This is a genomic window from Streptomyces sp. 3N207 (assembly GCF_052246355.1).
Lineage (GTDB): Bacteria > Actinomycetota > Actinomycetes > Streptomycetales > Streptomycetaceae > Streptomyces.
Map to the genome: position 1 here is coordinate 292297 of NZ_JBQQBV010000002.1, position 12789 is coordinate 305085.

The 12789-nt window shown below is 69.7% G+C and carries 15 protein-coding genes; 8 read left to right on the forward strand and 7 right to left on the reverse strand.

The features are described from left to right. The first annotated feature begins 29 nt into the window (after positions 1-29). The 3 genes from ACTWP9_RS04090 to ACTWP9_RS04100 are packed head-to-tail and all read left to right on the forward strand — an operon-like array spanning position 30 to position 3117. A complete protein-coding gene (locus tag ACTWP9_RS04090; RefSeq protein ID WP_443244555.1) occupies positions 30-632 on the forward strand; it encodes a GNAT family N-acetyltransferase in 603 nt (200 codons plus the stop codon). A gap of 11 nt (positions 633-643) precedes the next feature. Continuing rightward, the gene (locus ACTWP9_RS04095) at positions 644-1399 is read left to right on the forward strand and encodes an ABC transporter ATP-binding protein (protein ID WP_443244556.1); all 756 of its coding nucleotides are present in this window, start codon (positions 644-646) and stop codon (positions 1397-1399) included. Beyond that, complete coding sequence (locus tag ACTWP9_RS04100) at positions 1396-3117, forward strand: hypothetical protein (protein ID WP_443244557.1); 1722 nt, start codon at positions 1396-1398, stop codon at positions 3115-3117. The genes ACTWP9_RS04095 and ACTWP9_RS04100 overlap by 4 nt, the downstream gene beginning before the upstream one ends. 12 nt (positions 3118-3129) lie before the next feature. Here ACTWP9_RS04100 and ACTWP9_RS04105 read toward each other — a convergent pair whose 3' ends face one another. From ACTWP9_RS04105 to ACTWP9_RS04115, 3 genes are all read right to left on the reverse strand, one after another. Next, a complete protein-coding gene (locus ACTWP9_RS04105) occupies positions 3130-3978 on the reverse strand; it encodes a metallophosphoesterase family protein (RefSeq protein ID WP_443244558.1) in 849 nt (282 codons plus the stop codon). A gap of 165 nt (positions 3979-4143) precedes the next feature. After that, positions 4144-5388, reverse strand: a complete 1245-nt coding sequence (locus ACTWP9_RS04110; protein WP_443244559.1) for a PP2C family protein-serine/threonine phosphatase — start codon at positions 5386-5388, stop codon at positions 4144-4146. Between the two features lie 137 nt (positions 5389-5525). Then, positions 5526-6026: an STAS domain-containing protein gene (locus ACTWP9_RS04115; protein ID WP_443244560.1), complete on the reverse strand. Its 501-nt coding sequence runs from the start codon at positions 6024-6026 to the stop codon at positions 5526-5528. A 521-nt stretch (positions 6027-6547) separates the two neighbouring features. Between ACTWP9_RS04115 and ACTWP9_RS04120 the strand changes: the two genes are divergently transcribed. Beyond that, a complete protein-coding gene (locus tag ACTWP9_RS04120) occupies positions 6548-6970 on the forward strand; it encodes an ATP-binding protein (protein WP_443244561.1) in 423 nt (140 codons plus the stop codon). Positions 6971-7292: 322 nt separating this feature from the next. On the opposite strand, the gene ACTWP9_RS04125 is transcribed toward ACTWP9_RS04120, so the two are convergent. Continuing rightward, positions 7293-7658, reverse strand: a complete 366-nt coding sequence (locus ACTWP9_RS04125) for a cytochrome P450 (RefSeq protein WP_443244562.1) — start codon at positions 7656-7658, stop codon at positions 7293-7295. After that, positions 7597-7770 carry a cytochrome P450 gene (locus tag ACTWP9_RS04130; protein ID WP_443244563.1) on the reverse strand — a complete coding sequence of 58 codons (174 nt, stop codon included), beginning with the start codon at positions 7768-7770 and terminating at the stop codon, positions 7597-7599. Before ACTWP9_RS04130 ends, ACTWP9_RS04125 begins: the two co-directional genes overlap by 62 nt. Positions 7771-7945: 175 nt before the next feature. Between ACTWP9_RS04130 and ACTWP9_RS04135 the strand changes: the two genes are divergently transcribed. Both ACTWP9_RS04135 and ACTWP9_RS04140 read left to right on the forward strand, forming a co-directional pair. Then, positions 7946-8311, forward strand: a complete 366-nt coding sequence (locus tag ACTWP9_RS04135) for a hypothetical protein (protein WP_443244564.1) — start codon at positions 7946-7948, stop codon at positions 8309-8311. Between the two features lie 393 nt (positions 8312-8704). Continuing rightward, positions 8705-8872, forward strand: a complete 168-nt coding sequence (locus tag ACTWP9_RS04140; protein WP_443244565.1) for a hypothetical protein — start codon at positions 8705-8707, stop codon at positions 8870-8872. A 656-nt stretch (positions 8873-9528) separates the two neighbouring features. Here ACTWP9_RS04140 and ACTWP9_RS04145 read toward each other — a convergent pair. Further along, a complete protein-coding gene (locus ACTWP9_RS04145) occupies positions 9529-10488 on the reverse strand; it encodes a phosphotransferase family protein (RefSeq protein WP_443244566.1) in 960 nt (319 codons plus the stop codon). Positions 10489-10977: 489 nt separating this feature from the next. Here ACTWP9_RS04145 and ACTWP9_RS04150 point away from each other — a divergent pair, with 489 nt between their 5' ends. Together ACTWP9_RS04150 and infA are read left to right on the forward strand one after the other, a co-directional pair. Then, a complete protein-coding gene (locus ACTWP9_RS04150) occupies positions 10978-11769 on the forward strand; it encodes a GNAT family N-acetyltransferase (RefSeq protein WP_443244567.1) in 792 nt (263 codons plus the stop codon). Next, a complete protein-coding gene (gene infA, locus ACTWP9_RS04155) occupies positions 11766-11990 on the forward strand; it encodes a translation initiation factor IF-1 (RefSeq protein WP_037734699.1) in 225 nt (74 codons plus the stop codon). The genes ACTWP9_RS04150 and infA overlap by 4 nt, the downstream gene beginning before the upstream one ends. Before the next feature lie 187 nt (positions 11991-12177). Here infA and ACTWP9_RS04160 read toward each other — a convergent pair whose 3' ends face one another. Beyond that, positions 12178-12696: a DinB family protein gene (locus ACTWP9_RS04160; RefSeq protein ID WP_443244568.1), complete on the reverse strand. Its 519-nt coding sequence runs from the start codon at positions 12694-12696 to the stop codon at positions 12178-12180. Between the last annotated feature and the right edge of the window lie 93 nt (positions 12697-12789).

Genomic DNA, 12789 nt, shown 5'->3' on the forward strand with positions numbered 1-12789 from the left:
GCCGGCGATCGTTTGAGAGCATGGCCGCCATGGGCCCCACCGAACGAATTTTCCCTGCCCACGGCAGTGGGAGCGGCGTCGTCATCGAGACGGAGCGACTGCTGCTGCGTCCGCTGACCTCGGACCACCTGGACTTCTTCGTCGAGCTGCACAGCGATCCCCAGGTCACCCGTTTCGTTCCCACTTTCACGCGCGAGCAGGCCATGGAGCGCCTTGCGGAGATCGAGCGGCAGTGGACCGAGCGCGGGCACGGGATGTGTGCCGTCGAGTCGAAGGAGACCGGCGAGCTCATCGGCCGCTGCGGCCTCAACTACTGGCAGGTTTTCGACGAGGTGGAGGCGGGCTGGACGTTCCGGCGGGAGTGCTGGGGCCGCGGATACGCCTCCGAAGCGGCGCGGGCGGTCGTGGACTGGGGCTTCGACCGGCTGGACGCGGACTACTTCACCGCAATGATCGTGCACGGCAACGCGGCGTCCGTGCGCGTTGCGGAACGGCTGGGCTTCATCGCGGGGCGGGAGGACACCTTCCTGGGCAAGCCCGTCACCGTCCACATGCGGCACCGGGCCGATCACCGGACCGATCACCGGACCGACGAGCGGCCGGGCCACCGGCCGGGCTACCCGAAAGGATGACGGGAACACCCATGGCCGAGACGGGGGAGTACGGCGAACCGCTGCTGCGGCTGGCGGGCGTGAGCCGGCGCTACGGGGAGCGGGACGCCCTTCACCCGCTCGACCTCGAGGTGTTTCCCGGCGCCTGCACCGCACTGTTCGGGCACAACGGGTCGGGCAAGTCGACGCTGCTGCGTATCGCTTGCGGGCGGGACCGGCCGACCACGGGCACCGCCCTGTTCGACGGCAGGCCGGTCGACGAGGACGACCCCGAGGTGCGCGCCCGGGTCGCCGTCTCGGGAGACACCGTCGCGTTCTATCCGGACCTCACCGTCCGCGAACATCTCGAACTGATCACCGTGGCCCATGGAGTTGCCGACGCGGACGTGTGGCTCGACCAGGTGCTGGCCGACCGCCGACTGTCCGGACACGCCGACCAGTTGCCCTCGGCCCTCTCCTCCGGCCAGACGCAGTCCCTGCAACTGGCCGCGGCCCTGGTGCGGCCCCGCGATCTGCTCGTCCTGGACGAACCCGAGCAGCGGCTCGACCCGTCAGCGCGTATCCGCCTCGCGGAGCTGCTGCGCGGCGAGAAGGCCGACGGTGTCGCGGTGCTCCTCGCCACCCACCAGGCCGAGCTCGTCCACGCCGTCGCCGACCACGTGGTCGTCCTGGAGGACGGCAAGGTCATCGCCGAGGGTGGCCCCGCCGTGCTGGACGAGCTGGACGCGGCGGCCGGCACCGGTGCCGCAGGCGGCGACGGGGCTGCCGGATCCGGCGGCGCCCGGTGAGCGGCACCGCCCAGCGGGACGGTACGGAGCTGACCGAGGAGCCCCGGGCCGAGCCCGGTGGCGCGGAGTGGACGGACGCCGACGACCGTACTCCCGAGACCCTGCGCTGGCTGCACGTCAAGCGCCTGGCCTACCGCAAGCAGCGCAACCGCGACCTGGCCGTCACCGGTTACGCAGTGCTGCTGCTCGCCGTCGGCTACGGCAGCACGCTGGGCTACCGCTTCGTCCAGCGGCTCGGGCACCTCACCGCGCAGGACGGCACCGCCGAGGCGGTCCGCCGCGCGATGCCGGCCGCCCTGGTCCTGTTCGCGTGCGGTCTCGCGGTGCTCGCGGCGCGGGACGCGCTGTGGCGCGGCCCCGTGCTGGTGCCGCGGCACGACCTGGCCTGGCTGCTGTCCCAACCGGTACGCCGGGCAAAGGTGTTGCGGCCCGCGTTCCGGCTGACGGTGGTGTTGTCGGCCGTCGGCGGGGCGCTGTGCGCGGTCGGCGGTGCCGTGCTGCTGCGGCTGACCGGACTGGCGGAGCTGGGGCCCGCGCTGGGGCTGTGTCTGCCGGCCGGTGTCTGTCTGCCGCTGCTGGCTGCCGCGCTCGCCCTCCACGTGGAGCGCAGCGCCGCAGTGGCGCGCCGGGTACGGGTCCTCACGCCGTACGCCGTGCTGCTGCTGACCCTGCTCGCCGGGCAGTCCGCGTGGGCGGCTTCGGGCGGGCGTTCAGCACTCCTGGAGGCGGTCGAGCTGTGGTCCGGGCCGTGGGGCTGGGCCGCGCTGCCGGTGCTGCACGCGACCGGTGGGCAGGCGGCGGGCTGGCCGTCGGCCCTCGTGCTGCTGTGCGCCGGTACGGCAGCAGCGGTCGCGCATGCCTTCCGGACGGCGGATACGATCCCCACCCGGCGGCTGCGGGCGCGCGCCGCCACCGCGGCCACCGTCGCTTCCGTGCTGTGGTCCGCCGAACTGCGTGCGGCCACGCTCGCGGTCGGTGAAGCCCTCGCGGACGGCGCATCCGGCAGCCGGCGTCGGCTGCCGATGCCGCGCTCGCGCCGGCTCGTCGTCGTATGGCGGGATGCCGTCGCCCTGCTGCGTGCTCCGGGACGCGTGGTGAGCGCCGCCCTGTGGACCGCCGCGGCAGCGGGCACGGTGGGGCTCGCGGTGGCGCTGGAGGGGAAGGCCCGCATCGTCGTACTCGCCCTCGCGTTGGCCCTCGGCTGGTGCGCGGTGGGCAGGCTCGCGGAGACCGCACGGCTGGAGGCGGACGACATACGGCGCTCCTCCTGGTCGCCGTTCCGCCTCGCTGCCCTGATGGTCCAGCACACGATCGTCCCCGTGCTGGTCGGTGTGGTGTTCACCCTGCTGGCGGCTGTGCCGTTCGCGCTGCACGGCGGTGGGTGGGCGCTGCTGCTGATGCCGCTGTGTGTCCCACCGTTCGCCGCCGCAGCGGTGCTGGCGGCAGCACGCGGGCCGGTGCGGACGGATCTGTTGTCCCTCGGCCTGGTGACTCCCGCGGGCGACGCCAGCGTCTTCGTCTTCGCTTTCTGGTACGCCGCGCCTCTCCTGACGGCGGTCGGCTCACTGACTGCCGGGATCGGGCTGAGCGGCGTCCTCGATCCGGGGGCGCAGGCGACGTCGCTGCTGCGGCCGGTGGCGACCGCTGTCGGCCTCACCTCGGCACTGCTGTTCGCCACCGTACGCCGGGCGAAGAAACTGCATCACCCGGAGAATTGACGCCCCCTCGGCTCAGCTGTCGTCCGGTGCGGGCAGGATCTGGCGCAGCAGTCCGCGCGGATGGCCGCGGCGGCGCCACTCCCTGGGGTAGCCGATGGAGACCTCCTCGAACCGGACCCCGTCGTGGTGGGTGGTACGAGGGATGTGCAGGTGGCCGTAGACGGCGACGGCCACGTTGTACCGGGTGTGCCAGTCCGCCGTCAGTTCCGTACCGCACCACTGCGCGAACTCCGGGTACCACATCACGTCCGTCGGCTCCCGCAGCAGCGGCCAGTGGCTGGCCAGCACAAGCGGGGTCGCGGGGTCCACCTCGTCCAGCCGTTTCTCGGTCTCGGCGACCCGCTCCCTGCACCAGTCGTCGATCGCGGGATACGGGTCCGGGTGCAGCAGATACTCGTCCGTGCACACGATCCCGGAGGCGTGGGCGCGAGCCAGCGACTCCTCCTTGGTGTGTGTCCCGGGCGCCCGGAAGGTGTAGTCGTACAGCTGGAAGACCGGCGCGATCACCACCTCGCCCTCGGGCCCCGTCCAGCGCGGATACGCGTCCTCCGGCGTAACGACGCCCAACGACCGGCACAGCTCCACCAGTTGCGCGTACCGCGCGGCGCCCCGCGACTGCACCGCGTCGCCGCGCGGTGTCCACAGTTCGTGGTTGCCCGGCGTCCAGATGACGCGGGCGAACCGTCGGCTGAGCAGCCGCAGCGCCCAGTCCACCTCTTCGAAGTGCTCCGCCACGTCTCCCGCGACGATCAGCCAGTCCTCGTCCGTGAGCGGGCGCAGCGCTTCGGTGACGGGCTTGTTGGCCGCCATCCCCACGTGCAGATCACTGACCGCGAGCAGCCGCCCCTGGCCGGATGTCATGCGGCTCCCCTCCGTGTCCCCCTCGGCGGCACGCCCCCGCGCTTCCGCCGTCCCCGTCCGCACCGACGATAACGGTCGTCCCCCGTCATCCGTAGACAGGCCCCGCTGCGAGCAGTGAACGGCCGGGGGAGCCCTCACCTCGCCCCGTGCTGTACCAGTCCGCCTTCACTCAGAGTGGGAATGTCCCGCTTCGTGGGGCCCTGTCGGTACGACGGCATGGGCGGCTGCGGTGGCCCGGGAAGAGGCGGGGAGCCGCTGCAACGTGAGGATCGCGATGTCATCCTGCTGATGCGGGTGGGTGAAGCTGCGTACGTCGTCGCGCAGCGCACGGGCCAGCTGCGGAGCAGAGCCGCCGGGAGCGGAACCGGCGGCCTCCGCCAGCGCGGCGAGCCGCTCTCTGAGCGGGTAGAAGGCGCCGTCCCGGTCCCGCGCCTCGGAGAGACCGTCGGTGTACAGCAGCAGGGTCGAGTCCGGCGGAAAGCCGAAACCGGCCGCCGAGCGCTCCTCGCCCACCAGCGACGCCAGTCCCAGCGGCACCCCCGTCTCCCCGAGTCCCACCTGGCACGGCGGTCGGCCGTCCCGCACCAGGAACGGCGGCAGATGGCCGCAGTTGACCGCCTGCCCGGTCCCCCGGTCGAGCGGGTCGACCGAGAGGACCAGGGCCGTGACGAACCGCTCCGGCTCACCCGAGTGCCGGGCGTAGACGTTGTGGCGGGCCACGGACTTCTCCAGCACGTCCACCAGGCCGGTCAGCGTCGGCTCCCGGTGGGCAGCCTCGCGGAACCCGCCCAGCACCGCGAAGGCCGACCCCACCGCCGACAGCCCCTTGCCTTGTACGTCGCCGATCAGCACCCGGGTGCCGTACGGGGAGGCGGCGACGTCGTAGATGTCGCCGCCGAACAGCTTGTCCTCCTGCAACGGTTCGAAGACCCCGTCCACCCGTACCTGGGATGTCAGCTCGGGCAGCGGGTGCAGGATGTGCTGCTGGATGACGGCGGCGGTCGAGCGCAGCCGCAGCAGCTCGGTGTCCTTCGCGATGCGCCAGCGCGCCCCGACGACGGCGAGCCCGGCGAAGAGCAGCGTGAGCACCAGCGCGATGACGTCGTCGAGGTGGTAGCCGGGCCGCGTGACGGACACCACGGCCCCGGCCGTCGCCCATACGGACGCGGCCTGCGTCTGCCGTACGGTGCCCACGCTCGCCGCGATCGCCGGAAGGAAGATCAGCAGGCCGACGAGCCGCACCTCGGACCCCGCCGCGAGGCTGAGCACGACCACCAGCAGGGTGAGGCCGAGGCCCCACAGCACGAAAGCCGGGGTGGACAGTGCTTTGGGCTGCGGATGTTCCAGGACCCGCGGCGCCTGGTCGAAGGACTGCTGCGGCGGGTCTTCCACGGCCTGTTGCTGCTCCATGGACCGTTCCTAGGGTGCGATGCGGCGACGCTGCGCTGCGCGGAGGGTGTGCGGGTCGGACCCTCCATCTTCACCCGGACCCGGCCCGGCTCCCGCCGCGACACCGCGACGGCGCTGGCCGGGACGCCGAACCGCGGCTAGGAGTCCATGCCCTCGGGGTCCAGGGGGAGGTGCGGGTTGGCGTCCTTCTGCCAGGAGGTCTCCAGCGGCTCCGGGCTGTGCAGCGGAATGTCCAGCTCCGCGCATTCGGTGGGAGGCCAGTCGGGACGCTGCTCGGCAGGGAGGGAGCGAAGTGCCTCGCTGACGCTGGAGAAGACGGGCAGCATCTCCGTGCTCCCGGTGAGGGCGAGGACCGCGGCGAGCCGCCGCCCCACACAGGCGAGCAGCAGACTGCCCTCCCGCCGCTGGAGCAGCCACCGCAGGGCGAGCAGGCAGTTGAGGCCCCGGGAGTCGCAGAAGACCAGGGCCGTCACGTCCAGCACCAAGTGGCGGTACCCGGTGGCGACCACGGCGCCGATGCGGTCCAGATAGAACTCCTCGGACGCACGGTCCAGTTCGCCGCTGAAGCGGAGCACCGCGCACTCGTCCTTGACGGTCAGCGGCGTGATGGCCAGACGGTCGTTCTCCCGCGACCTCACTCCGCCTCCGTCCCCCGGCACGGAGCCGGTGTTCTGCGCGTCCCGCCCTGATCGGACCTGTGGTCTCCGAGTATCCCAAACCCGGCGCCTGAGCGGTTGCCCGCGACTCGTCCGCCAGTGCCCCCCTGCACAGTGATCGTACGTCCTGCCGCCCGGCATGGTGACACCTTCCGGGGGCTGTGGCGGGCGCACCCCGCGGGCCGTGCAGCCGTTCCTGATAGCCGTTCCGGCGGGCGATCGTCGGCCGAGTCCCGCGGGCGCTCGTCGGCCGAGATGATCGTCAACAGTCTCCGGAATGGTCTGACCTTTCCCGGTCCGTACCATCCGCGACGAACTATGCATGAAGACGAAAGCCCCGGGTAACTGACCCCTCAGCCGTTCGAGCGTTCACACGGGGCACCGTTCAGCGGACGGAGAGGTATTCGCCCAGGTGCGAGTCCTCGCCGGAAGAGGAAAGACCCCCACATTCGCGGGTCCGGTCGCATTCGGCGGCAACAGCCCTGCGGAGACGGGAGACAGGCATGGAACAGGCAGCGGCCCTCCGCGACGCGGAGAGTGTTGCAGCGGACACAGCGCGGACACGCTATTTGTGCAGCAGTTTTCAGGCCCGCCGGCTCACCCGGCATTTTCTGGCCACGGTCTCGCCGCCGCCTTCGTCCGAAGCCGCGGAGACAGTTCTGCTGGTGGTGTCCGAGCTGGTGACCAACGCCCTCCGGCACGGCAAGGGAGTCCGGGACTTCCGGCTGACCGCCGGGCACGACGCCGTCACGGTCGAAGTCGGAGATTCCAGTTCGGCGCTTCCCCGGGACCGCACTCCGCAGGGTTTCGCCGACGGAGAAGGCGGCGGGTTCGGCTGGCCCATCGTCTGCCATCTGGCCCGCGACGTCACCATTCGGCTGCACTCCGACAGCGGAAAGATCATTTGCGCGGATATTCCGCTGTAGAGGCCGCGAAGGCGAGCTGCGGTGCTGCGCAGCGGCGGCCGAACGCTGAACTCCCGTATGCGGGCCGCCCGTTCTCGCGTCATCATCGAGAACTCATCGAGAACTCATCGGGAACGAATGGAGCGCGTATGCAGTCTGCGCATGGGCCCTGGGAATCGACCACATCGGAGTGACCGTCCCCGATATCAAGAACGCGCGGAGTTTTTTCGCCCGCGTTCTCGGCGCCGACCGCTTTACGACACGCTTCCGCGCGCCGACAGCACGGGCAGCTCCTCGCGGGGGTCGGGCCACCAGGTACTCCTTGCTGTGCGCGAGCAACGGGTCAAGGTCGGCGAGCTGACACGATCAAGCGCAGGCGGTCGAGGCGCGCGACGCCGCCTACGGCGGTCCGAGGCCGGAACCGTGGCAGTGGTGTCAGTCGCCATTGCTGGTTGACCGCCGCCAGGACGATCTTCATCTCGGCCGTGGCGAACGCTCCCCCGATGCATCGCCGGTTTCCCGCTCCGAAGGGGACGTACGCGTCGGCAGGCAGACCGCGGATGCCGGTGAGCGTGGTTGTTCCGGTGTGGGCGAGCCACCGGTTGGGGCGGAAACACATCGGATCGTCGAAGAGCCGAGGATCCGTGTCAACGGTCAGCGGGCTGTCCGGCGAGGACTGCCGGAGCTTCGGCGGCCGGCCGGTCCCCAAGTGCGGGTTGCCGAGCGAGCCGGTAGCAGGCCCAGGTGAGGCAGGTCGCGGTGGTCTCGATGCCGGCGATGGTGAGGGTGATGATTTCGTCGGTCATCTCCTCCAGGGACATCGGTGCACCGGTTCTGGCGTCCGTGGCCGTCAGAAGAAGCCGTACGCTGCTGCCGCACTGGCTTCCGGTGCCCGGAGACCGGAAGTTGCCACACCGGCCGTGAACCTCGGCAACGACGCCTCGATCCGGGCGGCGAGCCGGCGGGCGTCATGGCTGCTGAACAGCGTGTGGGCGTGTGGGCGATCATGTCTGTCGCCATTCGGTGCAGGTGCTCGTCGACCGGCTCGACGTGCCCCGGCGTCCAGCCGGCGACGCGCGCCGTCGCCGGCGCGACCATCCGGTCCCGGTAGGCGTCGATGCTGGTGTGGTGGAACATCGGCTGGAGCAGACGGCGCTGCCGCTTGTGGAAGTCCCCGCCCGAGGAGAGGAGCCCGTTGCCGAAGAACGGCCGGGCCCGCTCGAACACCAGCCCCTTGCGGAATGCCCGGGCCTGCCCCACCAGCACCCCATGGATCAGCGCGGGGGTGTTCAGCACGTATACCGGCGTACGGCCCAGGTGGTGATCACCGCGTCGCCGTGGTCGCGCAGCGACACCACGTAGTTGAGGCGCCTCGGTCCGGTTCGTACCGCTCACGATGCCAACAGCCCTTCCGCGTAACCCGGCTGGGCAGCCGAGTGGTTGAACACAGTGCGACAGCGCGGAGTGGCGTTCATCCAGTCGTTGTGACCACGCAGCCAGTCCCCAGCCCGGTGACGTACCGCGCCAGGCACTGTGCATGCTCGTCGGACAGGCCGAGTTCGCTCGCCAAATGTTGCGCCTGCCTGGAGCGGCTGGTCGACTCGCATGTCGGGCGGGTGGCGATCGACGAGAGTGGAAGGCCAACGGCGGCACTTCGGAGCGGTCGAGCCGCTCGATCATGTCGGTCACCGACTCGGTCGCTGCCGAGCCGCGGCGGACGTGGAAGTAGTCGCCGATGTCAGGCACAGACTGGATGTGCCGACGCAGCAACTCGTGGGCGTAGGCGGTCATGTCCTCGCCCTGCGGCCCGTCGAACTGGTCGTCGAAGAGGAAGTAGAACGCTTTCAGTTCCAGGGTGAGGCCGAGATCTTCGGCAGTCGCCGCCGGCCAGCACCCGGCCGCCAGATCCGCGAGCTCCCATGACCGGTAAACCTCTTCGGCTTCCTCGCTGCGCAGCATTCCGTGCGTGCGCAGCCAGGCGAGGTTGTGGCGTGCTGCGAAGTCGCGGCGCGGATTTCGGCGAGGCTCGACCGGGACATCGAACACGACTCTTGCGGCAAGGTCCTACCCTCCTCGATCTGGACAGGGTGCTCGACGAACCTGTCGCCGGCACTCGCGTCAGGAGGTGCATCCGCAGACCGACCGGCCAGTATGGCGAACGCGGGACGCACGGCCTTGCCGGCCCCCGGCGCCGCCGTACACGGGCCGTCCCTCGGCGTCCCACCAACCGAAGTGGTAACCGGCCGCCCGGCGTAAACGAGGAGTAGCGCATCAATCTCGGCACGCGGGCGGACGGCGATCAGAACTTGCGCAGCAGCGAGGTCTTTCAGGGCCAGTACACGATCACGGTCGGTGAAGCCAAACGCGGATGACCCGGCGTTACGCATCAAGACCGTCCTTTCGCTGTGCACCGCGAGCGCCCTCTCAGACAGAGGTCGTTTTTCCCGGTGTTCCATCCCATGGATAGTCCGGGCCAGGCAGCTGTCCTGTCTCGCTGAAGCGGAGGCAGTCTCGGTCGATGTGAGGCATCGGGCGTACGTCTCGCTCAATCCCGGGCAACTGCCACTGTTTCTCGCGTGTCAGCCCGGCGCGTCCATCAGGGCGGTGACATAGGCATCCAGCCGCTCCTCCACAGCTCGCGTCGTCAGCTCTGCCCTCCCGGCCTCCCGCCACGGCTGCGACACCGACTGCACTTCTTCCGAGGCGGCCAGCGCGTCCCGCACCCGCCAGTACAGCCGCTCGCTCACGCTCGCAGCGAGCACACCGCCAGCCTCCTCGTACGCCTCGGAGAACCGCAGACCCCAAGCCGGGCCGTGCAGCAGCGCGAGATTGACGGAGCAGTGCGCCACATCGAGATCGGCCGGGCCCCAGGAGGCTGCTGCCCAGTCGATGACGCCGGTGATCCGGGCGCCTTCCGGGTTCGAAGGCGACACGTCGAACAGCACGTTGCCGGGCTGGAAGTCCCGGTGCAGGAAGCGCCCTTCATAGGGTGGCGCGGGCCTGCGGATCACTTCGATCGCTGCGGCCCATACGGCCGCGTCGGCGCCCTTGGGAGCCACGACAGTGTCGGCGGTCGTCAACGTCGCATATTCCCGGGGCCGCTCAGCAGGGCACACCGCGTGGATCGCCACAAGTTGACGGGCCAGCAGGCGAACGCGCGCCTCCACTCCTTCATCGTCGAGGACCGTCCGGCCCGCCAGATGGGTCATCAGGAGCGACGGATACTCGCACTGCGCGGCAGTCGGATCAACCGCGACCAATGAAGGAGCCGGCACGCCGGTCCCCGCGAGCAAGGTCAGAGCGCTGGCCTCCCCAATCAGCCGGTCCTCGGCGTGCTCCATATAGAACGGGTCGACGTAGGTCCGCAGCACCAGGTCACGGGTGCCTCCGTCCCGTGTGCCGATGATCAGCCTCCGCATCTCGGCGGTGATGCCGCCGTGCAGCTCCTCGGCATTGGCGATCCGTTCGCCGGCCTGCAGGTGCCGACCCACCCAAGCCAGCGTCAACGGTCGGACAGTCGCGGCCTCATCGTGGTTCATCACCGTGCCACCGCATCATCCGGACGGCGGCACGGACGAAGGATTTTCCAGGTATCGCTGGCCGTGCGGCTCAGTCCTTCCAGCAAGCCTGGGTCCGGACGCAGGTGCTCGACGAGGCGCCAGTCAGTCAGAAGTCAGTTGGGCGAGACAGACGGACACTCGGCATCTCACTCAACCTGAGACACACCAGGTCAGGCGGCCGTCGTGCCTCAGCTCCAGCGAGACGGGACAGCAGCGATGGAACATCAGCCATCCGTAGGTCCGCTCCACTGCCCAGCGGCTCGGTACGTTACGAGCTCATAGAAAAGGCTTTGAGCGAGTCGGCGCCCCGCTGCTACGGTCCTGGCGGACCGTGAAGTCGTCGTATGGAGGTGAGACCCGTGAACACAGTTACCCATGGGTGCTCCCTCAACCCGTCACGGTCCGGCGGCTGACGTTCGGTGTCGCCAGGAGCGCCTGAGATCGAGGCACTCCTGGAAGGAGACTCCGATGAACACGAAGCCTTTCCCATCCGGCCTGGGCGAGAACGCGGTGATGATCACGCGCGTCGCGGACAGGCAATGGCATGCACTGGATGACGACCTGGTGGTCGGCCGCGGGCATGCGGAGCACCGGCCCGACGGACGCTTGTTCGTCAGCATCGACGCCTGGCACGACGCCACGTTCGACCGGCTCGCCGAGGCGATGCTGGCGGAACTACCGGCGCCGCTGTACACGGTGGTCGACGAAGCCGACGTCGAGCTGACGGCCGGCTGGCGGCGGGCCGGTTTCACGATCCGGCGCCGCGAGTGGGAGTGCGTCGTGACGACCGACCCGCGGGTCACAGGGCTCGACGAAGTCCTGCCGCCTTCGGGCGTGACGATCGTTCCCGCCGGTCAGGCGGACGAGGGCCTGCTGCGGGCGGTGGACCGCGCAATCCGGGACGAAGTCGAGGCGACCGTCGGGTGGCAGTCGATGCCCGCCGAGGTGATTCCCTTCCCCGAAGGCGACACCATCGTCGACCCGTCGAAGTACGCGGTGGCCGCGGCGCCGGACCGCTACCTGGGTCTGATTCGGGTGGTGACCGTGAACCGGCCACGTATCGGGCTGATCGCGGTCCGGGCCGGGGAGCAGCGCCGCGGCATCGCGCGGGCGCTGCTGGCCCACGCGCTGGGGACGCTGCACCGCTCCGGGTCCGCCGCGGCCTGGGCCGAAGTCCAAGAGTCCAATCAAGCGGCCTCGGCGCTGTTCGAGGGCATCGGTGCCCGACCGATGACCAGCAACCTGGAGCTGGTGCGATGACGAAGTACAAGAACGTCATCGAAGTCGAGGGCAAGGTCGTCGAGTGCCTGCGCAGCGCCATGTTCACCGTGGAGCTCGAGAACGGCCACCAGGTGCTCGCGCACATCAGCGGGAAGATCCGCAAGAACTACATCAAGATCATGCTGGAAGACCGGGTACTGGTGGAGCTCCCGCCGTACGACCTGACGCGCGGCCGGATCGTCTTCCGGTACCGGAACTAGCGGCGGTCGGCACCTCCCGCGGTGGCTGATCCTGGGGCCCCGGTCACGGCGTTTCCGTGACCGGGGCCCCGATGATGGCTCGCACGGCCCACGTACAGGATGCCCCGCAGGCACAGCCGGCCCAGGCACCGTCCGCGGCCAGGAACCTTCTCGGACCAGGGCGGCAGCAGGACCTGTGCTCTGTCGCTCAGTCAACGCCCTGTACAAGCGTGCCGTCTGCTCGACGGGTGGCGCCGATCTGCTCACGCAGGATGTCGCTGTGGCCGGCGTGGCGGGCGAATTCCTGGATCATGAGCAGGTAGATCCATCGCAGGCTGACGGCGCCGAAGGCGGGGTGCTGTCGGGTGGCGTCGAGGTCGATGTCCGCGGCGATGGTTCGTGCGCGGTTGCCGGCGCGCTCGAATTCGGCGATCACGTCGGCGACCGTTTCGTTGTCGCTGACCGAGAAACTGGCCTCGCCCACCATCGCACCGTCACATTCGGATTCCGGCAAACCTCCCAAGATGTGCTGGAACCACTTCCTTTCTGCGAACGCAGCGTGTTTGACCAGCCCGATCGACGTCGTCATGGACGGGACGAGACGGCGGCGGGACTCTGTTTCAGAAAGGCCGCGCACCGTATCGATCAGTTCGGCCCGATTGTGGTCAAGCATGTATTCGAGCATCTGGCGCTCGGGGCCGTCGGTGATACGAGTCGGGTCGTTCATGTCGTGTGTTTCCTTTCGTGGAAAGCGTGGAAAGCGTGGAAAGCGTGGGAGTTCACGTTTTCGCGCACGTCGATTGGGCTGTCGGTGTTTCCG

Excerpts from the sequence above, each read along its gene's own strand:
- ACTWP9_RS04090 (WP_443244555.1), top strand. The coding sequence starts at position 30 with ATGGGCCCCACCGAACGAATTTTCCCTGCCCACGGCAGTGGGAGCGGC.
- ACTWP9_RS04095 (WP_443244556.1), top strand. The coding sequence starts at position 644 with ATGGCCGAGACGGGGGAGTACGGCGAACCGCTGCTGCGGCTGGCGGGC.
- ACTWP9_RS04105 (WP_443244558.1), bottom strand. The coding sequence starts at position 3,978 with ATGACATCCGGCCAGGGGCGGCTGCTCGCGGTCAGTGATCTGCACGTG.
- ACTWP9_RS04110 (WP_443244559.1), bottom strand. The coding sequence starts at position 5,388 with ATGGAGCAGCAACAGGCCGTGGAAGACCCGCCGCAGCAGTCCTTCGAC.
- ACTWP9_RS04120 (WP_443244561.1), top strand. The coding sequence starts at position 6,548 with ATGGAACAGGCAGCGGCCCTCCGCGACGCGGAGAGTGTTGCAGCGGAC.
- ACTWP9_RS04130 (WP_443244563.1), bottom strand. The coding sequence starts at position 7,770 with ATGTCCCTGGAGGAGATGACCGACGAAATCATCACCCTCACCATCGCC.
- ACTWP9_RS04145 (WP_443244566.1), bottom strand. The coding sequence starts at position 10,488 with ATGAACCACGATGAGGCCGCGACTGTCCGACCGTTGACGCTGGCTTGG.
- ACTWP9_RS04150 (WP_443244567.1), top strand. The coding sequence starts at position 10,978 with ATGAACACGAAGCCTTTCCCATCCGGCCTGGGCGAGAACGCGGTGATG.
- infA (WP_037734699.1), top strand. The coding sequence starts at position 11,766 with ATGACGAAGTACAAGAACGTCATCGAAGTCGAGGGCAAGGTCGTCGAG.
- ACTWP9_RS04160 (WP_443244568.1), bottom strand. The coding sequence starts at position 12,696 with ATGAACGACCCGACTCGTATCACCGACGGCCCCGAGCGCCAGATGCTC.